21 protein-coding genes are annotated in these 21,722 nt (G+C 70.9%); 4 read left to right on the forward strand and 17 right to left on the reverse strand.

The genetic code is table 11. From position 1 onward, the window contains the following. The first annotated feature begins 134 nt into the window (after positions 1 to 134). Positions 135 to 1,622 carry a DEAD/DEAH box helicase gene (locus JIG36_RS39150; protein WP_203381516.1) on the forward strand — a complete coding sequence of 496 codons (1,488 nt, stop codon included), beginning with the start codon at positions 135 to 137 and terminating at the stop codon, positions 1,620 to 1,622. On the opposite strand, the gene JIG36_RS39155 is transcribed toward JIG36_RS39150, so the two are convergent. Genes JIG36_RS39155 through JIG36_RS39165 form a run of 3 tightly spaced genes read right to left on the reverse strand, consistent with a single transcriptional unit; the run spans position 1,619 to position 5,620 of the window. Beyond that, positions 1,619 to 2,131 carry a YceI family protein gene (locus tag JIG36_RS39155; RefSeq protein WP_203381517.1) on the reverse strand — a complete coding sequence of 171 codons (513 nt, stop codon included), beginning with the start codon at positions 2,129 to 2,131 and terminating at the stop codon, positions 1,619 to 1,621. The genes JIG36_RS39150 and JIG36_RS39155 overlap by 4 nt on opposite strands. Positions 2,132 to 2,166: 35 nt before the next feature. Beyond that, on the reverse strand, positions 2,167 to 4,941 hold the full coding sequence (locus tag JIG36_RS39160) for an ATP-binding protein (RefSeq protein ID WP_203381518.1): 2,775 nt from the start codon (positions 4,939 to 4,941) through the stop codon (positions 2,167 to 2,169). Between the two features lie 16 nt (positions 4,942 to 4,957). After that, positions 4,958 to 5,620 carry a hypothetical protein gene (locus JIG36_RS39165; protein ID WP_203381519.1) on the reverse strand — a complete coding sequence of 221 codons (663 nt, stop codon included), beginning with the start codon at positions 5,618 to 5,620 and terminating at the stop codon, positions 4,958 to 4,960. A 17-nt stretch (positions 5,621 to 5,637) separates the two neighbouring features. On the opposite strand from JIG36_RS39165, the gene JIG36_RS39170 reads away from it, so the two are divergent. Continuing rightward, entirely contained in the window at positions 5,638 to 5,820 is a 183-nt protein-coding gene (locus JIG36_RS39170; protein ID WP_203381520.1) for a hypothetical protein, read from the forward strand. Here the strand turns inward: JIG36_RS39170 and JIG36_RS39175 are convergent. The 4 genes from JIG36_RS39175 to JIG36_RS39190 all read right to left on the reverse strand — a co-directional run bounded on the left by JIG36_RS39175 (position 5,794) and on the right by JIG36_RS39190 (position 8,998). After that, positions 5,794 to 6,795 (reverse strand): App1 family protein phosphatidate phosphatase, encoded by a 1,002-nt coding sequence (locus JIG36_RS39175; RefSeq protein ID WP_203381631.1) that lies wholly within the window; start codon positions 6,793 to 6,795, stop codon positions 5,794 to 5,796. The genes JIG36_RS39170 and JIG36_RS39175 overlap by 27 nt on opposite strands. A gap of 145 nt (positions 6,796 to 6,940) precedes the next feature. After that, complete coding sequence (locus tag JIG36_RS39180; RefSeq protein WP_203381521.1) at positions 6,941 to 7,663, reverse strand: hypothetical protein; 723 nt, start codon at positions 7,661 to 7,663, stop codon at positions 6,941 to 6,943. A gap of 98 nt (positions 7,664 to 7,761) precedes the next feature. Continuing rightward, positions 7,762 to 8,082, reverse strand: a complete 321-nt coding sequence (locus JIG36_RS39185) for a hypothetical protein (RefSeq protein ID WP_203381522.1) — start codon at positions 8,080 to 8,082, stop codon at positions 7,762 to 7,764. Between the two features lie 88 nt (positions 8,083 to 8,170). Continuing rightward, positions 8,171 to 8,998, reverse strand: coding sequence for an SDR family NAD(P)-dependent oxidoreductase (locus JIG36_RS39190; RefSeq protein ID WP_203381523.1), 828 nt, complete (start codon positions 8,996 to 8,998; stop codon positions 8,171 to 8,173). Positions 8,999 to 9,064: 66 nt separating this feature from the next. Here JIG36_RS39190 and JIG36_RS39195 point away from each other — a divergent pair, with 66 nt between their 5' ends. Continuing rightward, positions 9,065 to 9,637 (forward strand): TetR/AcrR family transcriptional regulator, encoded by a 573-nt coding sequence (locus tag JIG36_RS39195; protein ID WP_203381524.1) that lies wholly within the window; start codon positions 9,065 to 9,067, stop codon positions 9,635 to 9,637. Positions 9,638 to 9,731: 94 nt separating this feature from the next. Here the strand turns inward: JIG36_RS39195 and JIG36_RS39200 are convergent, their stop codons facing one another. Further along, complete coding sequence (locus JIG36_RS39200; RefSeq protein WP_203381525.1) at positions 9,732 to 9,947, reverse strand: hypothetical protein; 216 nt, start codon at positions 9,945 to 9,947, stop codon at positions 9,732 to 9,734. A gap of 54 nt (positions 9,948 to 10,001) precedes the next feature. Then, entirely contained in the window at positions 10,002 to 10,832 is an 831-nt protein-coding gene (locus JIG36_RS39205; RefSeq protein ID WP_203381526.1) for a class I SAM-dependent methyltransferase, read from the reverse strand. A gap of 100 nt (positions 10,833 to 10,932) precedes the next feature. Here JIG36_RS39205 and JIG36_RS39210 point away from each other — a divergent pair, with 100 nt between their 5' ends. Continuing rightward, positions 10,933 to 12,171: an ROK family protein gene (locus tag JIG36_RS39210; protein ID WP_203381527.1), complete on the forward strand. Its 1,239-nt coding sequence runs from the start codon at positions 10,933 to 10,935 to the stop codon at positions 12,169 to 12,171. A gap of 29 nt (positions 12,172 to 12,200) precedes the next feature. On the opposite strand, the gene JIG36_RS39215 is transcribed toward JIG36_RS39210, so the two are convergent. The 8 genes from JIG36_RS39215 to JIG36_RS39250 form a co-directional block, all read right to left on the reverse strand. Next, entirely contained in the window at positions 12,201 to 13,589 is a 1,389-nt protein-coding gene (locus tag JIG36_RS39215; protein WP_203381528.1) for a GH1 family beta-glucosidase, read from the reverse strand. A gap of 67 nt (positions 13,590 to 13,656) precedes the next feature. Further along, on the reverse strand, positions 13,657 to 14,661 hold the full coding sequence (locus JIG36_RS39220; RefSeq protein ID WP_203381529.1) for an ABC transporter ATP-binding protein: 1,005 nt from the start codon (positions 14,659 to 14,661) through the stop codon (positions 13,657 to 13,659). Between the two features lie 2 nt (positions 14,662 to 14,663). Beyond that, on the reverse strand, positions 14,664 to 15,746 hold the full coding sequence (locus JIG36_RS39225; protein ID WP_203381530.1) for an ABC transporter permease: 1,083 nt from the start codon (positions 15,744 to 15,746) through the stop codon (positions 14,664 to 14,666). A 3-nt stretch (positions 15,747 to 15,749) separates the two neighbouring features. After that, on the reverse strand, positions 15,750 to 16,730 hold the full coding sequence (locus JIG36_RS39230; protein ID WP_203381531.1) for an ABC transporter permease: 981 nt from the start codon (positions 16,728 to 16,730) through the stop codon (positions 15,750 to 15,752). Then, complete coding sequence (locus JIG36_RS39235) at positions 16,727 to 17,809, reverse strand: ABC transporter ATP-binding protein (RefSeq protein WP_203381532.1); 1,083 nt, start codon at positions 17,807 to 17,809, stop codon at positions 16,727 to 16,729. Before JIG36_RS39235 ends, JIG36_RS39230 begins: the two co-directional genes overlap by 4 nt. Positions 17,810 to 17,883: 74 nt before the next feature. Next, positions 17,884 to 19,572: an ABC transporter substrate-binding protein gene (locus tag JIG36_RS39240; RefSeq protein ID WP_203381533.1), complete on the reverse strand. Its 1,689-nt coding sequence runs from the start codon at positions 19,570 to 19,572 to the stop codon at positions 17,884 to 17,886. Between the two features lie 91 nt (positions 19,573 to 19,663). Beyond that, positions 19,664 to 20,665 carry a LacI family DNA-binding transcriptional regulator gene (locus JIG36_RS39245; RefSeq protein WP_203381534.1) on the reverse strand — a complete coding sequence of 334 codons (1,002 nt, stop codon included), beginning with the start codon at positions 20,663 to 20,665 and terminating at the stop codon, positions 19,664 to 19,666. Between the two features lie 165 nt (positions 20,666 to 20,830). Further along, entirely contained in the window at positions 20,831 to 21,691 is an 861-nt protein-coding gene (locus JIG36_RS39250) for an NAD-dependent protein deacetylase (RefSeq protein WP_203381535.1), read from the reverse strand. Between the last annotated feature and the right edge of the window lie 31 nt (positions 21,692 to 21,722).

Below are 21,722 nucleotides of genomic sequence, written 5' to 3' on the forward strand. Positions count from 1 at the left end.
CCTCGGGCCGCCTTGGACGGGTGCTCGCTCATCAGCGCCGCACCGTCCCTCGGATCGGCCACCACGCGCCGCAACTGAGAGCAATAGTTGCGCCGGGCAGGACGACCTTTCAACAGCTCAGGAGCTTCCGCTACATGACCACCTTCACCGATTTCGGCGTGCCCGCCGTGCTCACCACGGCCCTCGCCGAACTCGGCATCACCACCCCGTTCCCCATCCAGGCCGCCACGCTGCCCGACTCGCTCGCCGGCCGTGACGTGCTGGGCCGGGGCCGCACCGGTTCCGGCAAGACGTACGCGTTCGTCCTGCCCCTGCTGGCCCGCCTGGCCGCGTCGAAGTCGCCGCGCCGCCCTGGCCGGCCGCGTGCGCTGATCCTGGCCCCGACCCGCGAGCTGGCCACCCAGATCGACGCGACGCTGGCCCCGCTGGCGGCCAAGCTCGGCCTGCGCACGATCACCGTCTTCGGCGGCGTCGGCGCCAACCCGCAGATCAAGGGTCTGAAGGCCGGCGTCGACGTGGTCGTGGCCTGCCCCGGCCGGCTCGACGACCACCTGCGCAACGGCCACGCGTCGCTCGACTCGGTCGAGATCACCGTGCTCGACGAGGCCGACCACATGGCCGACCTGGGCTTCCTGCCGGTCGTGCGCCGGCTCATGGAGCAGACCCCGCGCGACGGCCAGCGCATGCTCTTCTCGGCCACCCTCGACAACGGTGTCGACGTGCTGGTCAAGCGCTTCCTGCACAAGCCGGTGACCCACTCGGTCGACTCGGCCACCGAGGCGCCGGTCGAGATGTCCCACCACGTTCTGCACGTACGGGGTGACGACCGCTTCCCGGTGCTGGTCGACCTGCTCGCGGCCCCCGGCCGTACGGTCGTCTTCACCCGCACCAAGCGCCGGGCCAAGGTGCTGACCCGCCAGCTGGTCGCGGCCGGGGTGCCCGCCGTCGAGCTGCACGGCAACCTGGCCCAGAACGCCCGCAACCGCAACCTGGCCGCGTTCAGCGACGGCAGCGCCGAGACGCTGGTGGCCACCGACATCGCGGCCCGCGGCATCCACGTCGACGACGTCGGCCTGGTGATCCACGCCGACCCGCCGGTCGAGCACAAGGCCTACCTGCACCGCTCGGGCCGCACGGCCCGGGCCGGCAACCAGGGCACGGTGATCACGCTGATGACCGACGACCAGCAGTCCGAGGTGCGCGACCTGACCCGCAAGGCCGGGGTGCGCCCGAAGACCAGCCGCACCCGCCCCGGCGACCCGCTGCTGGCCGAGCTGGCGCCGGGCGAGCGCACGTTCGTCAAGCCCGCGCCGGTGGCTCCGGCCGCCGCCGCTCCGGCCCGCACGGCCGCCCCTTCGGGCTCCCGCCCGCGCCGGGCCCGCGGCGGCGCCGGCCGTGGACGTGGCCCGTCCGAGGCCGCGGTGCCGGCTCAGAAGTCCTCGTCGTCGCGCGGTCGTCGCGGCGCCGGCGGGGCCGGCAACGCGGGCCAGCAGCGCTCGGCGTCGTCCCACGCGGGCCAGACGCGCAGCGGGTCCAAGCCCGTCCACACCAGCCAGTCCGGCGGCGGCGCGGCCGCATTCTCGGCCGGCACCCGCGTCGGCGGACGGCGCAGCGCGCGCTAGTTCGCCCTCAGATCAAGGCGGATCCGCACGGGCCGGGCGATGATCGCCCGGCCCGTGCCGATTCCGGCGGCCACCCGGTCGACCGTGGCCGAGGCCACGAAGTGGCAGCCGTCGCCCGTGGACTCGGCGACGTCGATGGTGAGTGTCACCGCGCTGTCGACGCCCCGCACCCGCAGGACGCCGTCGAGCAGCCAGCCGCTCTCGCCCCGGCGGCAACCGGTGCTGCGGAAGGCGATCGTCGGATGCTGCTCGGCGTCGAGGAACTTCCGGCCGGTGACGTCGCGGTTGCGGCGCTCGTCGTCGCTGCGGAAACTGCCCGCCTCGAGCACGGCCGAGGCGGTCGACGCGGCCGGATCATCGGCGACGGTCACGGTGCCGCCGCGCAGATCGACGGTGGCCGTCACGGGTTTCAAGCCGAAGACGTGGGTGGCGGTGAGCCGGCACGTCGAGCGCCGGGGGTCGAGGGTGTAGGTGCCGGGCCGCGGGATGGTTCGCACTGATGTCGTCATGCCGCTCAGCCTGGCGGCCGCCGGCCCGGCGGAACTCAGTGCCGGTACTGAGATGCGGCACGTAGCTCGTTCCGGTTGGCGAGCCCGAGCTTGCCGAGGATGTTGCGCACGTGCGTCTCGACGGTGCGTTCGGAGAGCACCAGCCGTTCGGCGACGGCCCGGTTGGACAGGCCCTCGGCGACCAGCCCGGCGATCTCGCGTTCCCGCACCGTCAGGTCGTCGCGGGCGAGCTCGGCGGCCGGCCCGGCCAGTGCGGCCAGACCCAGCCTGCGGGCGGTGGCGAGCGCGGCCGAGGCGATCTCACGGGAGCGGCGTGGATCGGTGGTGCGCAGGCTCCGGGCGTACGGAATCCGGGCCTGGGCGAGGAAAGCCGGCGCGCCGATCCGCTCCTCCATCGCGACCGCCTCGGCCAGGTGCCCCTGCGCCTCGGGCCGGCCCAGCGCGGCCGCGATCGCCCCCAGGGACCGGCTGATCGCGCCGTGGCAGCTCGACATCGAGTTGAGGAACAGTCCCGCGCTGGGCCGCATCCGCGTGTAGCAGTCGGCGGCCAGGTCGAGCTCGCCCACCCAGGCCGCGACCTCTCCGGTCATCACGGTCACGAACGTGCGCCGCCCGTCCTCCGGCAGCCGCGGCATCACGAGGCGCAGACGGCGCACCGCGTCGAGCGCGCCCTCCCGGTCGCCCCGGCCCATCGCGATCTGTCCCATCTGGATGGTCGCGATCGGCATCTCGTTGCCCCCGAACGAGATCGCGTCGGCCCACGCGTAGTCACCGGTCAACGGCGCGAGACCGCTGAGGAACGCGAGATAGAGGTACGGGGCCGAGGCGTCCTGCGAGCGCAGGGCGAGATCGCGGGCCTCGGTCGCGAAGCCGTACGCCGCCGTGAGCTCCCCGGCCAGCAGGGCGCGGGCGGCCCGGGCGCGCAGCAGATGCCAGTGCGCGACCGGCCAGCCGAGCCGGTCGACCAGGCCCGCCAGGCGACCGGTCTCGGCGTCGTACGCACCGAGGTCGCCGGTCGCCAGATGCGTGTCGAGCAGCCAGGTGCGTCCCCACAGCTCGGCGTCGGGCTGCCCGCTCGGACCGGCCAGCTCGCAGCTGCGGCGGGCCAGTTCACGCACCTCGCCGAGGCGCTGGGCGGGGTCGATCGTCTCGTGCCGGGCGTGGACGGCGGCGACCAGGGCTTCGGGCCGTCCGGAGGCCTCGGCCAGGGCCATCGCCTCACGGCCGATCCGTTCGGCGCGCTCGGGGTCGCGGTCCTCGGCGAGCAGGAAGGCGTACTGCGCAAGCACTTTGGCCCGGTCGCCGTCGTCCAGTTCCTGGGCCAGCGCGCGTTCGCACAGCCGCAGCAGCGCCGGTCCGAGCGGCCCGCCCAGCCCCCGGATCACCAGCGCGGCCGCCGCGCCCACGTGGTCGACCACCGCCTCGCAGTCGGCGAGAGCCACATCCAACTGCCCGTTCCGGTACGCCGCCTCCGCCCGCTCCAACCGCAACCCGGGGTCGCCGGGCGCGTGATCGAGCGCCCGGCCCAGCCAGTGCACGGCTTCACTGTGGTCGAGCCCGCGGGCCGCCGCCCGGGCCGCCGCCACGCAGGCACGCACCGCTTGCCCCCGCGAGATGTCGTCCACGGCCGCGCGCACCCGATGCCGGGCGATCTCGGCCAGACTCCCCCCGCCTGCTCCTTCGGGCGTGCCGAGCGCATCGGCGATGGCCGCGTGGGCGCGGATCCGCTGGTCGCGGCCGAGCCCGTCGTAGAGCGCCTGCCGCACAAGATCGTGTCCGAACCGCACGCGGGCCGGCATCCACGGATCGTCGACGAGCACGCCGGCCGCCACCGCCTCGCCGAGCGCACCGACCGGAACCACCCGTTCCAGGACCGCGACGTCGATCTCGGACCCGTAGGCGGACGCCACGTCCAGCATCTCCCGGCATTCCGGCGTCAGCTGATGCGTGCGCCGGGCCACGAGCCGCCGCAGCCCGTCCGGCAGGTCGAACGCGCCGGCCGGGGTCGCGAGCCGGTCCTCCCGCGCCAGCAGACGGGCCAGCTCCCGCGTGTAGAGCGGGTTGCCCCCACCGAGCCGGTGCACCGCGGCCGCCCAGCTCGGATGCACCCGGTCTGCCTGCGCCACCAGATAGTCACCGACCGCCGCGACATCCCACGGCCCGATCGTCAGCACCTCCACCGGGGACAGATCCGCGATCTCGCCTTCCCGGGAGGGGGCCGAGGGCGGCGTCACCCCGTCCGAGGCGCCGCGCGTGGTGCCGATCACCAGGATCCGCGCGCGGTCGATCTCGCGGGCGAGGGCGGCCAACAGCGCCAGCGAGGCATCGTCGGCCCAGTGCAGATCCTCCAGCACGAGCACCAGCGGCTGCTTCCCGGCGGTTTCGACCAGCGCGGTGACCGTGGCTCGGACCACCCGGAACCGGGCCGCCGCGGCCGTCTCACCCGTGTCGGCCCGGATCCGCGCCGTCGCAGCCGGCCCGCCCTCGGCGGCTCGGATCCGCGCCGTCGCAGCCGGCCCGCCCTCGGCGGTGAGGGTCAGCAGGGCCGGGGACAGGCCGTCGGGCGCGTTGCGCAACAGGGTCGTCCACGGCCAGAAGCTCGGCGCGCCCTCGTCGGGGTCGGCCCGGCCCGCCAGCACGGTGACCCCGGCCGCGACGGCTCGCGCCACCGCCTCCTCGACGATCGCCGTCTTGCCGATGCCGGCCTCGCCGACCAGCAGCGCCACCCCGCCGGCGCCCCGCATGGCCGCGGCGCGCAGCCGGTCGAGGGCGACCACTTCGGCCACCCGTCCCACCAGCCGCACTCCCATGCGGACAAGGTGGACCCTAGGCGTCGGGGATGTCCACCTCGATCTCGTCGGAAAGGGTGAATCCGTCGATCAGATCGAGGTCGTCGCCGCTCCAGAAACGTCCCGGGTCATACCAGTTGGGCTGGCGTCCCCGGGGCAGCAGGCCCATGTCCTCGTACGTCACCGCGACCACCTCGGCGCAGTACGCGGTCTCGAGCGCCGCCTCGGTCGCCGGGCCGCGGCCGCCGCGCAGGCGCCACCGGGGCCGCACCTGGGGCACCCGGCCACGCACCCACCGCCACGCCAGCTGAGCCGAGGACGGGAACGGTGTGCCGTCGAGCCGGGCCACCGTCTTGAGCGCCCGGTCCTCCATCTCCTTGGGCACGCTGGGCTCGAGCTGACGCAGCCAGCCCCGCTGCCCGTAGCGGTGCGCCCAGATCGTCACCGCGTCGCGCAGGTCGTGCAGCTGCACCCCGCGCTGGAACGTGCCGGACCAGAGATCGGGCAGTGATTTGCCCAGCTCGGCGTGCCACATGAGGGGCGGCATGTCCTCGACGACGATCGACATTCCGACGTGGTTGACCGGGCTGTTGGTCAGCGTCTGGATGGCCCGGTCGGCGCCCGTGCGCCCACGGAAGATCCAGATATCCCCGGTCCGGGTCAGGTCGATGGCCTCATCGAGGCTGATGGCGGCGTCCACGTGTCTATCCTCAAGTGATGCGTTGGTGGAAGGTAGTGGGATTGGCCGGTCTGGCGGGAGTCGCGGCAACGGGCGTGGTGGTGGCACGGTCGGAGCGCAAACGCCGGCAGTACACCCCTGACGAGATCCGCGACCGCCTGCACCAGCGGGTCGCCGAGGCGGCCGCCGCGGACTCAGACGACATCAGTATCGCGGAGTAGCGACCATAATCCGGCCCCATCCGGCGCGGTGAACCATGTCTTGCCGCCGGAGCCGACCGCCTCGGGGTTGCCGGACGGGCCCGGGATGGCGCCGGCCAGCACCGACTGGGTGGGCGAGAGCCGGCGGATCGCGACGGCGGCGACGTTCTCCGGATGGGCGTGCGCGAACTCGGAGTAGATCTCCTGGTCGTGCTGGCCGTCGTCGCCGATCAGCAGCCAGCGGATGTTCGGGAACTCCCGGGACAGCCGCTGCAGCGTGGTGCGCTTGTGGTCCTGGCCGCTGCGGAACCACCGGTCGGGCGTGGGCCCCCAGTCGGTCAGCAGCAGCGGGCCCGCCGGGTAGAGGTGGCGGGACAGGAAACGGGACAGCGTCGGCGCGACGTTCCAGGCGCCGGTGGACAGGTAGAACACCGGGGTGCCGGCGTTCGCCGTGATCAGCCGTTCGTAGAGGACGGCCATGCCCGGCACTGCCATGCGCGCGTGCTCGTCGAGCACGAACGTGTTCCAGGCCGCGAGCAGCGGACGCGGCAGCGCGGTCACCATGACCGTGTCGTCGATGTCGCTGATCAGGCCGAAGCGGCACTCCGGGTCGACCACCCGGATCGGCGCCTCGGCCGGCGCCGCGCCCTCGGTGAACAGCCGGACGCTGCCCCAGCCCGGCTCGAGGTCACCCTTGACCCGGCAGTCGACGTAACCGCTGCGGTCGGTGCGGGTCTCGGTGATGCTGTCGCCGATCTGGATCTTCACGACCGTGTTGTGCACCGGTGAACTGGTGAAGCTGCGCCAGCCGCGGACCTTCTCCAGCGTCTTGCGGTGCGGTGTGCCCCGGGTCAGCACCACCCGGGCCATGACGCGCGCCCAGCCGGGCGCGCCGTAACCCGTGTAGGCCGTGATCACCGGCCGCCAGCCCCGGTTGCGCAGCCGGCGCTCGACGATCTCGTGGAGGGCGTCCTCCACGCGCGCGGCCCGGTGCATCCGGATCGCGGGCGGCTGCCCGCCCGCCGGAGTTGATGCCACGCTCTGGCCCCCTGCCCGTAGGTGTCGGCGGTCATCCTGCCCGGTTACGGTACCTGCCTAACCTGGCAGTCGCGGCTGAACGCCCCCGCCTCCACTGGGGACGCTATGCGTACGCCTTGGTGGCCGGCATCTCACCGGTGGCCCACTGGTCGGCGAACCACTCGTCGCCAGCCGGTTCCTCGGCCGTGGCCGAGCGCACGATCGCCGCCGCGGCCTCGGCCCGCAGGCTGCGCAGGGCGTCCGCCGCCAGCTCGGACTCGACCCAGGCCGCCTGCTCCCGCTTCTGGGCGTCTTCGTACTGCGACATGCGGTGGGCCCGGATCGCGTTGCGCAGCAACCCCTCCTGCACCACCGGGTGCAGACGCGGGTTCCAGCCGCGGTGCGCGAGCACGTCGTTGAGCTGGGCCATCGAGATCTCCCGGTTGCGGCAGGCGGCGATGGCGGCGTGGTGCAGGTAGCGCTGCCGGTCGGCGTTCTCCCCCGGCTTGCGGCGCCGGCTCATCAGCGGGAACGCGGCGGCCTGGGTGGTCTCGCGGGAGCGGCGGTCGGCTTCGTCGAACGCCAGCCAGGCGGCGTCGACCTGTTCCTGCGCGGTGGCCCACTCGGCGCGCAGACGGGCGGCGGTGGCCGCGGCCCGCTCGGCCGCCACCGCGACCTCGTCGGCGAAGCGGAGCTTGTCCCGCTCGGCCTCGGTCAACGGCCGGGGTGGGGCGCTGCGGGGCAGCGCCACATAGACCGCCGCCACGGCGATGGCGAGCAGGATGACCAGCCACAGCGCGGCGGCCTGAGGAATGGAGACGAAGAAGCTGTGCAGGGCGGTTTCCATCGCAACCTCACATGCAGACGCGGATCTCCCGAAAACAACGCTGGGTGGGGCGGCTCTCGCCGCGGGCAGCGGTCAGCCGCCGGCACGGAACTGGTGCGTCAGGCGAGGGGCGGGCCGCGGACGGCCCGGGTGCGCATCGTGACGCCGGCAAGAACGACGATCGCCGCGGCGACCAGCAGGGCCGGGGCCGGGGCAGGCAGCGGGACGGTGACCGGCTCCGCCACGGTGGCCGGGGCCGGGGCTTGCTCGGTGACACTGGCCACGGCGGACGGCGGCGCCGGGGTCGCGCTCGCGGTCTCGAGCCGGGCCGGAGCGAGGTGAGCGGCGAAGGCCAGGGCCAGCATGGCCAGCCCGGCGAGAAAGCGCAGCAAGCGGTGCCCGTCCCAGTCTCGGGGAAGCACTCGCGCCACGGCCGTCACACCGATCAACCTACCTTTTCCCGCCGCAACGCGCATGGCTCATCCGAGTTACGGCCAGTCAGTGACATTTCCCCCGTACGAGGTCTGGTCAGCCCGCCATCGCATCTGATCGCTCCCACAGTCCCCGGGCCAGATCGGCGTCCGCGGCCTGGGCGCTGGTCCGCGCCGGCTTGCGCTTCTCGTAGTAACCACCGGGCTGCCAGTCCACACCCGGCCGCGCCTCGGAGAGCCACACCAACTGGTCGGCCCCCTTCTCGGGCGTGGTCAGCACATACCGCCGGAACAGCCGGTTGGTGGCGATCACCCGGACCAGCCGGTTGTCGGTTCCGGCCCCGAAACCGGAGGCGACGTTGCCCGGGTGGATGGCGACCGCGTTGAGGCCCCGGTCGTGATAGCGCCGGTGCAGTTCCCGGGTGAAGAGAATGTTCTCGAGTTTGGACGCGCTGTAGGCCCGCATCGACTCGAACCGCCGTTCCATGTTCAGGTCGTCCAGGTCGATCCGCGGGGCCAGCCGGGCACCCACGCTCGCGGTCTGGATCACCGTCGCCCGTGACGCGATCAGCTTGTCCAGCAACAGTTTTGTGAGCAGGAACGGCGCCAGATGATTGATCTGGAACGTCGTCTCGAACCCGTCCCCGGTCCGTTTCGCGGCCCCGAAGATCCCGCCCGCGTTGTTGGCCAGCACGTCGATCCGCGCGCAGGCGGCGTTCAGATCCAGAGCCAATTTCCGTACGTCGTCCAGGCGCGTGAAGTCGGCCCGGAACCACTCGGTCCCGATGCTTTCCGCGACCGCGCGGGTCTTCTTCTCCGACCGCCCCACGACCACGACCCGATGGCCGTTCGCCGCGAGCTGCCGGGCTGCCGCCGCACCGATGCCGTCACTCGCTCCGGTGATCACCACTGTCCTCGCCGTCATACCAACACCGTACGCCAAACATGTCACTTGGTGTCAACTACGGCTTCAGGTGATAAGGTGCACGCCATGCCCAACCTCCGCGAACGCACCCGCCGCGCCGTGCAGCTGGAGATCGGCGAGGCGGCCGTCCGGCTGTTCGCCGAGCGCGGCTACGAGGCGACGACGATCGACGACATCGCGGCAGCGGTCGGCATGTCCAAGCGCAGCGTCTTCCGCTACTTCGCGACGAAGGAGGACATCGTCGTCGGCAAGTTCGAGGTGCGCTCCGGCCGCATGCTGGAGATCCTGCGCGCACGCCCGCTCGGCGAGCCGGTCTGGGTCTCGCTGCGCCGCGTTCTCGACGTGGTCGACGAGGAGGGTGACACCCGGGCGGTCCAGCGCATGGTCTTCGAGACACCGGCTCTGCTCGGCGTCTACCTGCGGCTCCTGCAGGGCATGCAGGAGCCGGTGGCGGCCGAGCTCGTGACCCGGGCCGAGGCGGCCGGAATCCCTTACGCCGCCGAAGATCCGGCGCCGCGGGCGGTCACCGCGGCCGCCTTCGCGTGCCTGGTGGTGGCCCAGCAGACCTGGCTGGCCGCCGACGGCTCGCTGGCCGGCCACCTGGACCGGGCGATGGCCGCCGTCCAGGCGCGGGCCTGACCGCGGCTACTGGCGAGTGGGCCGCGCCGGCCCGGGCCGGCCCCGGACACGACGATGGCGCCGATCGGAGGACCGGCGCCATGTGTCGGTGCTGCTACTTGCTGGGTGGCGGGACGTCGACGTCGCACGTGATCTTCGGGTTGACGCCGGCCCAGTTGAGGGGGCCGGCCACCGTGGTGACGACGATCGTGCCGAACTCGGCGCAACTGGTGTCGCTGGTGTCGGAGAAATAGCCTCGCTCGTAGGCGGCCACGCCGCCCAGCACGAGCCAGATGATGAGAATCAGCCCGCCGATCGAGCCTGCGCGCATCGGGGCCTCCTATGCCGTGGGGATGGCACCCGGATACCCATCAGCGATTGATCTCTAAACGGGAGCCTTCACCGCCTGGAGCGTGTAGGAGTGGGGCAGCCGGTCGGGGCGGTCGGCCAGCTGGAACTCGCCGTGGCCGATGTCGGTCATCTGGCCGTTCTCGAGGGCCTCCCACGGCACGCTCGTGTGCTCGGCCAGGCCGGTCACCGTCAGGCCGGCCTCCAGCACCGCGGTCACGATCTCGCCGAGCCCGTGGTTCCACTCGACGGTCTTGTTGTGCGCGAACTCGACGTCGGTCTCCACATAGGTGCCGGCCTCGTCCCAGACCTGCCCCTCCACCGTCTCGAAGTAGGGGTGTTCCAGGGCCACCAGCCCGTCGCGCCGGTCGTAGTCGAGCGACCACAGCACCGGGTGGCCCTCGCGGATGAAGAGCCGGCCGCCCGGCTTGAGCAGCGCCGCGACGGTGGCTGCCCAGCGGCGGATGTCGGGCAGCCAGCAGAGCGCGCCCACGCCGGTGTAGACGAGGTCGTAGCCCTCCCCCACCGCGGACACGGCGTCATAGACGTCGGACCGCACGAAGGTCACATCGGCCCCGGCCAATGCGGCGATGCGCCGGGCCTGTTCGAGCGACTTGTCGGAGAAATCGAGCCCGGTCATCGTGGCGCCGAGCCGGGCCAGCGACACCGTGTCGGTGCCGATGTGGCATTGCAGGTGGACGCCGCGCAGGCCCGCGATGTCGCCGAGCAGCGGGAGGTCGAACCGGACGACCTCGCTGAGATAGGCCGGGTCGGCGGCGAAACGGTCGACGGCATAACCGGGTGAGGCGGCGTGGGCGGCCGCGCGGTCGTCCCAGTTGGCGCGATTCAGCTCGCGATAGTCGGTCACTCGGGCACGATATGCCGTCGTGAATGCCGTCGGCTTACGATTTTCCGGCGGACTGGCGTTAGATGGCAGTTCAGACGGTTGAGCGACAAGGGGTGCGGGTTTGGAGACCAGGCGTACGACGGTGCGTGACGTCCGCCGGGCGAACCGGGCCGGCCTGCTCACCGACCTGTTCCACGGCGGTCTGCAGAGCCGGCAGCAGCTGGCCGCGAGCACGGCCCTGAGCCAGGCCAGTGTCAGCAATCTGATCGGCGAGATGATCGAGGAAGGTCTCGTCGAGGAGGCGGGCCTGGTCGGTTCGGACGGCGGGCGGCCACGGGTGCTGCTGCGGGTCCGGCCCGGTTTCCGCTACGTGGTGGGCGCCGAGGTGGGCGAGACACGCGTGCTGGTCGAGCTGTACGACCTCGAGATGACCCGCCTGGCCGCGGTGCGCCTGGAGCACGACGACGAGCCCGAGCAGGTGGCCGGCCGGATCCTGACCGGCCTGCGCGAGGTGCTGGAGCAGACCGGTGTCGCCCCGGCCGACGTGCTCGGCTTCGGGGTCGGCGTCCCGGGTGTCGTGGGCCGCGACGGTGTCGTCGACTCGCAGTCGACCGGGTGGGACGCGGTCCGGCTGGGCGCGATGCTGGGGGCGGGCACCGAGGTGCCGATCTTCGTGGAGAACGGCGCCAAGACGCACGGCCAGGCCGAGATGTGGTTCGGTGCGGGCCGCGGCGCCCGGCACGCGGTGATCGTGATGATCGGGACCGGGGTGGGCGCGGCCGTCGTGATGGACGGGCGCAGCTACTACCGCGGCGCCAACAGCAACGCCGGCGAGTGGGGTCACACCACGCTGATCTACGACGGCGACGAGTGCCGGTGCGGGGCGCGGGGCTGCCTGGAGGCCTACATCGGCGCCGATCGGATCGGCCGTCGTCTGGCGGCCGCGACCGGGGAGCCGTACGGGAAAACGCTGTTGCACAGTTATCTGGAGCGCGACGAGCTGCCTGGGAACGCGACGGCGGTCTTCGAGCAGACCGCGGGCTATCTGGGCGCCGGGCTGGCCGACCTGATCAACCTGTTCAGCCCCGAGCGCATCGTCGTCGGCGGTGACACGGGATCGGCGTTCGCCCGGCGTTTCCTGCCCGAGATCCGGGAGGCCGCGGCCCGGCACGCGCTGCGCCGCCCGTACGCGCAGACCAGCATCACGGTGGGCGAACTGGGCTCGGACGCGGTCGCGATGGGCGCCGCCACCCTGCCGATCGCCCAGCTGCTGGCCGAGGGCGGGCTGGCCGAGCCGCCCGAGCCGGTGCTGGCGTTCACTCCCCGCCAGCGCCGCCCGGGCGACCGGGCCCGCCGCTAGAGACTCGACCGGCCCGTCCGGCCAAGGGGTCAGGCGCGCAGGGCGGCGATCGAGTCGCGGAACCAGAGGGCGCTCTGCTTGGGCGTGCGCTCCTGGGTCTGGTAGTTGACGCTCACGATGCCGAACCGCTTGTCGTAGCCGTACGCCCACTCGAAGTTGTCGAGCAGCGACCACGCGAAGTAGCCCCGGACGTCGGCCCCCTGCTCGCGGGCGGCCGCCACCGCGGCGATGTGCGAGGCGAGGTATTCCGTACGGTCGTCGTCGGTGACGTAACCCGACGCGTCCGGCTTGTCGTCGAAGGCGGCCCCGTTCTCGGTGATCACCAGCGGCAGGCCCGGGTAGTCGCGGTGCAGGCGCACCAGCAGCTGGGTGAAGCGCTCGGGGGTGATCGGCCAGTCCATCGCCGTCCGCGCGGTGCCGGGCAGCACGGGCCGGACGACCGGCTCGCCGTTCGCCTCGTGCGTGTTGCCCTTCTCGTCGGTGCCGGCGAAGTCCTGTCCGAAGTAGAAGTTGACGCCTAGCACGTCGAACGGGGTCGAGATGATCTCGAGGTCGCCGTCCTGGACCGGCATCGCCGAGCCGCGTGCGGCCAGGTCGGCGACCACGTCGGCCGGGTATTCGCCCTTGCGCAGGGGGTCGAGGTAGAGCCGCAGGCCCATGCCGTCGGCGCGGCGGGCGGCGTCCCGGTCGAGCTCGGTGTCGCCCGCCGGGTCGGCCGTGCCCATGTTCAGCGTGATGCCGTACGTGTGGGGGCGGGTCTCGGCGGCCCGCATCCGCTGCGTCGCCAGGCCGTGGCCGAGCAGCAGGTGGTGGGTGGCGGCCAGCGAGGCGTCGAAGTCCTGGCGGCCGGGCGCGTGCACGCCGATGTTGTAGCCGAGCCAGGCCGAGCACCACGGCTCGTTCATCGTCGTGAACGTGTCGACCCGGTCCTGCAGCTTGTCGAAGACCAGCATCGCGTAGTCGGCGAAGCGGTAGGCCGTGTCCCGGTTGGGCCAGCCGCCGGCGTCCTCGAGCTCCTGCGGCAGGTCCCAGTGATAGAGCGTCACCCAGGGGGCGATCCCGTTCTCGAGCAGTTCGTCCACCAGCCGCTCGTAGAAGGCGAGACCGGCCGGGTTGACCGGCCCGCGGCCGTGCGGCTGCACCCGCGGCCAGGCCACCGAGAACCGGTAGCTGTCGACGCCGAGGCCCTTCATCAGCGCCACGTCCTGCGGCATCCGGTGGTAGTGGTCGCACGCCACGTCGCCGTTGTCGGCGTTGGCCACGGCGCCGGGCACCCGCGAGAACGTGTCCCAGATGGACGGGGTGCGGCCGTCCTCGTCGACCGCGCCCTCGATCTGGTAGGACGCGGTCGCGACCCCCCAGAGAAACTGCGGCGGGAGACCGGTGGCGAGCGGGACCTTCGTGGTGGTGGGGTTCATGGCTCTCCAGTAAGCGGGGATTGTTAAAAGGGCCGGCCCACTCGCGGAAAAGTGGACCGGCCCCGTTTCATCCGACGGGTTGCTCCGTGGGATGCAGCCAGCACGCGACGGAACGTGCGGCTCCGTCCGGGCTGTCCGGGCGCCCGAGCACCGGGATGTGCGTCGAGCACGGCTCGAACGCCTTCGGACAGCGGGGGTGGAACGAGCAGCCGCTGGGCATGCCGGCCAGGTCGGGCGGCGACCCGGGGATGCCGGCCAGCTCGCGGCGGGGCCCGCGCAGGGCCGGGAAAGAGCTCAGCAGACCTTTCGAGTACGGGTGGAGCGCGTCCCGATAGATCGTGTTGGCCGGCGCCTCCTCGACGATCCGGCCGCCGTACATGATGGCGATCCGGTTGGAGAACTCGACCAGCAGCGACAGGTCGTGCGTGATGAAGATGACCGAGAAGCCCAGCCGCTCGCGCAGCTCGATGAGCTGGCCCAGGATCTGCCGCTGCATCACCACGTCGAGGGCGGTGGTCGGCTCGTCCATGATCACGACCTGGGGCTGCAGGATCAGCGCCATGCCGATCATGACGCGCTGCCGCATGCCGCCGGAGAGCTGGTGCGGGTACGCGTCCATCCGGTCGGCCGCGATACCGACCAGCTTGAGCATCTCGCGGGCCCGGGCGTTGCGGCTGTGCTCGCTCATCTTGGGGTCGTGGGCCTTGAGCACGTCGGTGAGCTGGGTCGAGATCTTGTGCACCGGGTTGAGCGAGTTCATCGCACCCTGGAACACGATCGCCGTCTCGGCCCACCGGAACGCGCGCAGTGCCTTGTCCGAGAGCCCGAGGACGTCGTACGGGTCGCTCTTCTCGGGGTGGTAGATGACCTCGCCGCCGGTGATCACTCCCGGCGGGGCGAGCAGCCGGGTCAGGCCGTAGGCCAGCGTCGACTTGCCGGAGCCGCTCTCCCCGGCCAGGCCGAGAACCTCGCCGCGGTGCAGGGTCAGGTTGACGTCGCGGACCGCGCGTACGGCCTTGTCGCCGAGGCCGTACTCGACGTTGAGGTTGCGGATCTCGAGAACCGGTTCCATCTTTACTTGCCCACCTTTCGGGCCACCGGCGTCGCGCCGTCCGTGTTGATCGGGATCGCCCGGGCCTGGGTGTGCGGCTCGGCCGAGTTCGACAGCACCGGGGTGAAGCCGATCCGCATCCGTACGGTGCCGCCGGAGGCCGTCTTGAGCTTGGTCTTGCCGGCGCTGCGCAGGCGCGGGCTGACGAACTCGTCGATCGCGAAGTTGATCAGTGAGAGCGCCGTGCCGAGGAACGCGATCGCGAGACCGGCCGGCACGAACCACCACCACGCGCCCTGGGCGAGCGCCTGCTGGCCCTGCGCCCAGAACAGGATCGTGCCCCAGTTCCAGCCGGCCGCCGAGACGATGCCGATGAAGGCCAGGGTGATCAGCGAGAGCACCGCGAAGATGACCGTGCCGATGAAGCCGGAGGCGATCACCGCGGTCAGGTTCGGGAGCAGTTCGAAGCCGACGATGCGCCAGGTCTTCTCGCCGGTGGCCCGGGACGCCTCGATGTAGTCGCGCCGGCGCAGCGAGAGCGTCTGCGCCCGCAGCACCCGGGCGTTCCACGACCACGAGGTGAGACCGATGATCAGCGCGATCAGCAGGTTGCTGGCGCTGTCCAGGATCGACGTGATGATGATCATCAGCGGGACGGCCGGGATCACCAGGAACACGTTGGACAGCGCGGACAGGGCGTCGTCGGTCTTGCCGCCGAGATAGCCGGCGGTGATGCCGATGATCACCGAGAGCACGGTCGCGATGGCGCCGGCCAGGAAGCCGACGAACACCACCGGACGGGTGCCGTCGAGCACCTGGCTGAACACGTCCTGGCCGAGGTGGGTGGTGCCGAACCAGTGGTCGGCCGACGGCGGCTGGATCAGGTCGTTGCTGCGCGCGTCCGGGTCGTACGGCGTGATCCACGGTCCGATGATCGCGAACAGCACGTACAGGCCCAGGATGATCAGGCCGAACAGCGCCTTCTTGTTCTTGAGGAACAGGAAGCGCTGCCGCTTGGCCTTGGCCGGCTTGGCGCCATCGGGTGCGGCCATCGCCCCCTGACCGGGGATGACCTGGGCGGTGCTCGAGGTGGGGATCGTCGTCATCGATCAGCCCTCCTTGCGGGTGCGCGGGTCGAGGAGCAGGTAGGCCAGGTCGGCCAGCAGGTTGGCGACCAGCACCGAGATGGTGATGACCAGGAAGATGCCCTGCATCAGCGGGTAGTCCTTGGCTCCCAGCGCCTGCAGCAGGATGAAGCCGAGGCCCGGGTACGAGAACACGATCTCCACCAGCAGCGTGCCGCCGACGATGAAGCCCAGCGACAGCGCGAAGCCGGAGATGTTGGGCAGCAGCGCGTTGCGGGCCGCGTAGCTGACCGCCACCCGGCGCTCGGAGAGTCCCTTGGCGTGCGCGACGGTGATGTAGTCCTCGGACGACACCGTCACCATCATGTTGCGCATGCTCAGGATCCAGCCGCTGACCGACGAGATCAGGATGGTCAGCGCGGGCAGCAGGCTGTGCTGGATGGCGCTCGGGATGAAGTACTGGTCCCAGGCCGGCACCAGCGCCGAGTCGAAGCCGCCGGACGACGGGAAGAAGCTGTCCGGGCCGGTCAGCAGGTAGATCGCGATGATGCCGAGCCAGAAGTACGGCACCGACGAGAAGAACGTGGTGACCGGCAGCAGGCCGTCGGTCCACGAACCGCGGCGCCAGCCCGCGAACACGCCGAGCCCGGTGCCGATCAGGAAGCTGATCACCGTGGTGATGCCGACCAGCGTGACCGTCCAGGGCAGCGCGTCGCCGATGATCTCGGAGACCGGCGACGGGAAGAACGTGAAGGACAGGCCCAGGTCGCCCTGGAACAGCTGCTTCCAGTAGTCGATGTACTGCGCCCACAGGCCCTTGTCGTCGTCCAGGCCGAACAGGACGTAGAGCGAGTTGATGGCCTCGGTGCTCAGCTGGCCGCGGAACTTCGCGATCAGCGACTGCACCGGGTCGCCCGGCACCAGGCGCGGGATGAAGAAGTTCAGGGTGATCGCGGCCCACGCGGTGAACAGGTAGAACGCGATGCGCTGGAGGAAGTACTTCACTTCGCCACCGCCTCTCCGGGCGTCGAGGCGGCCACCGTGGCCTCGTCGTAGAGCCAGCAGGCGGCCCAGTGACCGGGCTTGTCGCCGATCTCGAGCCGTACCGGCAGGTCGGTGGTGCAGCGGTTCATGGCCATCGGGCAGCGCGGGTGGAAGCGGCAGCCGGACGGCGGGCGGATCAGGCTCGGCGGCTCGCCGTTGCCCCGGTCCTCCTCCAGCGCGTTCACGTCGCCGGCCAGCCGGTCCGGGTCGGGCGCCGAGTCGATCAGCAGCCGGGTGTACGGGTGCGCGGGGGTCTGGGTGACGGTCTCGCTGTCGCCGCCCTCGACCATCCGGCCCGCGTACATCACCAGGGTCTCGTCGGCGAAGTAGCGCGCCGAGGCGATGTCGTGGGTGATGTAGAGGATCGCCAGGTTGAGGCGTTCCTTGAGGTCGCGCAGCAGGTTGAGCACGCCGAGGCGGATCGAGACGTCGAGCATGGAGACGGGCTCGTCGGCGAGCAGCGCCTCCGGGTTGGCGCCGAGGGCGCGGGCGATCGCGACGCGCTGCCGCTGACCGCCGGAGAGCTCGTGCGGGAACTTGTCGAGGTAACGCTCGGGCGGCGTGAGGCTGACCCGGGTCAGCAGGTCACGCAGCGCGTTCTCGAGGTCCTCGTCGGTCTTCCCCGCGTTGTGGTGGATCTTCAGCGACCGGGACAGGTGGTACCGGATCGTGTGCACCGGGTTCAGCGACGCGAACGGGTCCTGGAAGATCATCTGGACCCGGGCCGCGTACGACCGGAAAGCGCTGCCGCCCTTGACCTTGGTCGTCTCGCCGTGCAGACGGATGTCGCCGCCGGTGCGCGGGTAGAGCTGGGCCAGCAGGCGGGCCACGGTCGACTTGCCCGAGCCGGACTCGCCGACCAGCGCGACCACCTGGCCGCGGCGCAGAGTGAGGTTCACGTCGTCGACGGCGTGAACCGCGTTCTGCTCCCTTGTGAACAGTTGGCGCAGTCGCCGGCGGACGGGGAAGTGCTTGGTCAGGCCGATCGCCTCAAGCACCACCTCGCCGGCCGGCGCCTTGGCGTCTTGAACCGACGTCATGGCGTTGCTTCCTTTGCGGGGGGTGGCGGAATGCCGCTCCCCGCGCCATGCGGCACGGGGAGCGGCGTCGGCGATCAGGAGCCGGCGGGGCGGAGCTTGCTGATGATGAGCGAGACGTACGGCTGGGTCGGCTGCGCACCCGAGTACGGGTCGGCGTCGGTCGGCCAGCCGGTCCAGTTCTTGTCGCTGTAGGCCGCGCCCACGTTGTCGGCGCCGACCGGGAACATCGGGGCCTGCTCGACGAAGATCTTCTGGATCGCGTTCATCGCCGTGGTGCGGGCCTCGTCGCTGGTGGCGTTGGCGTAGGCCTTGAGCGCGGCGGTCGCCTCCGGGCTCTTGAAGCGGCCGAAGTTGCCCTGCTGAGCGGCGGTGCCGATCGGCTTGAGCATGTCGCCGTCCATGACGGTCTGGTAGATGTCGTACGGCGTGGCGCCACCGTTCGTCCACCGCATCGAGGCCTCGAACGCGCCGGTCTGCACGTTCTTGTCCCACACGTCCTGGTTGGGCTTCTCGACGGTCGCCTCGATGCCGATCTCGGCGAAGTTGCTCTTGATGATCTCGAGCGAGGTCTGGTAGTCCGACCACGGCGCGGGGTCGCTGAGCTTGATCTTGACCGGCTTGCCCGACGGGTCGCTGAGGACCTTGCCGTTGAGCTTGTAGCCGGCGCTCTGCAGCAGAGCCTTGGCGCCCTCGACGTCGTTCGAGAACTCCTTGCCCTTGTACTCCGGAGCGATGAACGCGTCACCGGCGCCCGGCGGCAGGCCGGTCACGCTCTTGATCTCCGGGTGGAAGTACGAGGCCTCGGCCTGCGTGAAGATGTCGGTCCGGTTGATCACCATGTTCATGGCCTGACGCAGCTTCACGTCGTCGAACGGCTTGATCGTGGTGTTGATGTAGAGACCGTGGATGCCGAGCACGCCGGGCGCCCACACCTTGTGGTGCTCCGGGTCCTTGTCGATGAACGTCGCCTTCGGGTTGGGCAGGAAGACGAACGACCACTCCGAGTCGCCGTTGGCCAGCGCGGTGCCCTGGGCGTTGTTGTCGGCGTAGGAGACGTACCGCAGCTCCTTGACCTGCGGCAGGTTCTGCCAGTAGCCCTCGGTGCGCACCGACAGCGTGACGCCGGCCTGGGTGAAGGACTTCAGCGTGTACGGGCCGCTACCGATCGGGTTCTTGTTGACGTCGGTCGCCGGGTCCGAGATCTTCTCCCAGATGTGCTTGGGCACGATCGGGGTGCTCGCCATGATCTTGTTCTGGTTGACGAACTGCGGGGTCTTGAACGTCACCTTGACGACGTTGCCGGCCACCGTGATCTGGTCGAACGGGATGGCGTTCTGGTTGAGCGCCTCGTTGCTCTTGAGCAGGTTGAAGGTGTACGCCACGTCCTCGGCGGTCAGCTTCTGGCCGTCCGACCAGGTGGCGTTGTCGCGCACCGTGACCTCGGCCGACTTGTAGTCATCGGCCCACTTGACGCCGCTGGCCAGCCACGGGACGGCCGGCTCGGCCGGGCGCACCGGGTTCCACTGGGTCAGGGGCTCGTAGATCATCCACTTGTAACCGAGGGCGTTCGCCGAGGAGGTGCCGGCGAACGGGTTGTGGTTCTCGGTCTGCGTGCCGTTCGGCATGCCGATCTTGAGGAAGTCCACCGACGACTTGTTCGCGTTGTTGGCGTTGTTGCTGTTCGGCGAGTCGCCGCACGCGGCCAGGCCGCCCGTGGCGAGAACACCCGCCAGGGCGTACGCGAAAAGTTTCCTTCGCTGCATCACAAAACTCCTCGAATGTGACGGAATCGGGGTGAGAGGGGCGTGCGTTATCGAGGCACCGGCTCGCGCCGGCGCCCAGGTCTTTGTGGGATCAGGCGGTGGTGGAGGGTCGGGTGGTGAAGGTGGTGGGGATGACGGTGGGGCGGTTGGGCAGGGGTGTGCCCTCGAAGTGGGCGAGCAGCGTCCGCGCCGCGGCCTCACCCATCTCGCGCAGCGGTTGGTGCACGGTCGTCAGCGGCGGCTGGGTGTGCGCCGCAGTCGGTATGTCGTCGAATCCGACCACTGCCACGTCCTCCGGGATGCGGCGCCCGGCATCGCGCAGCGCCTGCATGGCGCCGATGGCGGAGAGGTCGTTGTGGGCGAACACCGCGTCGAACTCCACACCGGACTCGATCGCGGCCTGGACGCCGGCCACACCGCGGGCGACCGTGAAGTCGCCCGGAAGCCGCCGGTCTTCGGTGATCGGATGCCCCGCCTCGGCGAACACCGAGGCGAAACCGGCCAGGCGCTGCCGGGTGCAGCCGAACTGCTCGGGACCGGCGATGACCAGAGGCCTCGTCCGCCCGATCTCGAGCAGGTGCCGCGCGGCCGAACCGGCGCCGTCGTGGTTGGTGGTGCCGACACTCGGGATCTCGCCGGAGGTCTGGTCGCGGTCGTCGATGAGCACGACCGGCAGGCCACGGCGGTGCAGCGTGGCGATGTAGTCGAGGGTGCCCTCGGGCTCGATGACCAGCAGGCCGTCGAACGACTTGGCGGACACCTGCGCGCCGAACTGGCGCATCGACTCCTCGCCGCGGTTGCACGTGAACAGCAGCAGGCCGTACCGCTCGGTCTCGAGCACATCGACCGCACCCTGGAGCACTTCACCGATCCACGGCCAGGTGAGCGAGGGCACCAGCATGCCGACGACCCGGGTCCGCCCGCGGGCCAGCCCGACGGCGCGCGAACTCGGCACGTAGCCCAGCTCGTCGATCACTGCCCGGACCCGCGCGGCGGTGGATTCGTCCAGCTCACCCTTGCCGTTGAGCACTCGGGACACGGTCGTCTTGCTGACCTTGGCCCGGGCCGCCACATCGGCGATGGTGATTGGCACTGGTCCTCCTGACGTGTCACCACTTCGTTGCGACCGGATTTCGGAACCGGTTTCGGAAGCGGTTTCGGCAGTTAACGCCAGTGAGCCCAGTCACGTCAACCGGGCCAGTGAATTATTTAGGTTTCAGTCCCATAACCGAGGGGGACCCCCCGCGTTAACCGCTGGTCAAACGCCGGTTTTTGCGGGCGAAACGGTCGACAGCGCATCGACGATGTTCGGCAGAACAATGCCCAATGGGGCATCCACGTGGAGTCCCGCGTACGGCTCGCCCCGGGTTACACCCCGGTTGACGATGGCGACGCGGATGCCCTCCTTGACCGCGCGCAACACGAAGCGGCGGCCCGACATCACGGTCAGCGAAGATCCGAGAACCAGCAGCGTACGGGCGTCTTCAACCAGGGCGAAGCTGCGCTCGACCCGCTGCGGGGGAACCGTCTCGCCGAAGTAGACGACGTCCGGTTTGAGCATTCCGCCGCAGCTGTCGCAGTCGACGACCAGGAACCCGTCCAGATCGGTGTCGTCGAGCTCGGCGTCGCCGTCGGCGTTGATCGCGATGGCGGCGGCGTCGAAGGCCGGGTTGGCGGCGTCCAGGCGCGCCGCCAGGTGTTCGCGCGGGGTCAGGTCGCCGCAGTCCAGGCAGGTGATGCGGGCCAGGTTGCCGTGCAGCTCGACGACGTCGCCGGCGCCCGCCGCCTGGTGCAGACCGTCGACGTTCTGCGTGATGATCCCGCCGACCAGGCCGCGCCGCTGCAGCTCGGCCACGGCCCGGTGGCCGTCGTTCGGGCGCGCCTCGCCGATGGTGCGCCAGCCCAGGTGGGAGCGGGCCCAGTAACGCCGGCGGGCGATCGGGTCACGGGTGAAGGTCTGGTAGGTCATGGGCGTGCTGCGCCGGGCCGACCCGGAAGGGCCGCGATAGTCCGGAATGCCGGAGTCGGTCGAGAGGCCGGCGCCGCTCAGAATCACCACGCCGCCGTCGGCCACCCACGCACCGAGCTCGGCGACCTGTTCCACAACCTCTAGGTCCACGCTCCCATACTCTCTCGCCGACTATCGTTCC

The organism is Paractinoplanes ovalisporus, assembly GCF_016834655.1.
GTDB classification, from domain to species: domain Bacteria; phylum Actinomycetota; class Actinomycetes; order Mycobacteriales; family Micromonosporaceae; genus Actinoplanes; species Actinoplanes ovalisporus.

Coding starts and splice junctions, on each gene's coding strand:
- JIG36_RS39150 (WP_203381516.1), top strand. CDS start 135: ATGACCACCTTCACCGATTTCGGCGTGCCCGCCGTGCTCACCACGGCC.
- JIG36_RS39155 (WP_203381517.1), bottom strand. CDS start 2,131: ATGACGACATCAGTGCGAACCATCCCGCGGCCCGGCACCTACACCCTC.
- JIG36_RS39160 (WP_203381518.1), bottom strand. CDS start 4,941: ATGGGAGTGCGGCTGGTGGGACGGGTGGCCGAAGTGGTCGCCCTCGAC.
- JIG36_RS39170 (WP_203381520.1), top strand. CDS start 5,638: ATGCGTTGGTGGAAGGTAGTGGGATTGGCCGGTCTGGCGGGAGTCGCG.
- JIG36_RS39175 (WP_203381631.1), bottom strand. CDS start 6,795: ATGCACCGGGCCGCGCGCGTGGAGGACGCCCTCCACGAGATCGTCGAG.
- JIG36_RS39180 (WP_203381521.1), bottom strand. CDS start 7,663: ATGGAAACCGCCCTGCACAGCTTCTTCGTCTCCATTCCTCAGGCCGCC.
- JIG36_RS39190 (WP_203381523.1), bottom strand. CDS start 8,998: ATGACGGCGAGGACAGTGGTGATCACCGGAGCGAGTGACGGCATCGGT.
- JIG36_RS39195 (WP_203381524.1), top strand. CDS start 9,065: ATGCCCAACCTCCGCGAACGCACCCGCCGCGCCGTGCAGCTGGAGATC.
- JIG36_RS39200 (WP_203381525.1), bottom strand. CDS start 9,947: ATGCGCGCAGGCTCGATCGGCGGGCTGATTCTCATCATCTGGCTCGTG.
- JIG36_RS39215 (WP_203381528.1), bottom strand. CDS start 13,589: ATGAACCCCACCACCACGAAGGTCCCGCTCGCCACCGGTCTCCCGCCG.
- JIG36_RS39220 (WP_203381529.1), bottom strand. CDS start 14,661: ATGGAACCGGTTCTCGAGATCCGCAACCTCAACGTCGAGTACGGCCTC.
- JIG36_RS39225 (WP_203381530.1), bottom strand. CDS start 15,746: ATGACGACGATCCCCACCTCGAGCACCGCCCAGGTCATCCCCGGTCAG.
- JIG36_RS39235 (WP_203381532.1), bottom strand. CDS start 17,809: ATGACGTCGGTTCAAGACGCCAAGGCGCCGGCCGGCGAGGTGGTGCTT.
- JIG36_RS39240 (WP_203381533.1), bottom strand. CDS start 19,572: ATGCAGCGAAGGAAACTTTTCGCGTACGCCCTGGCGGGTGTTCTCGCC.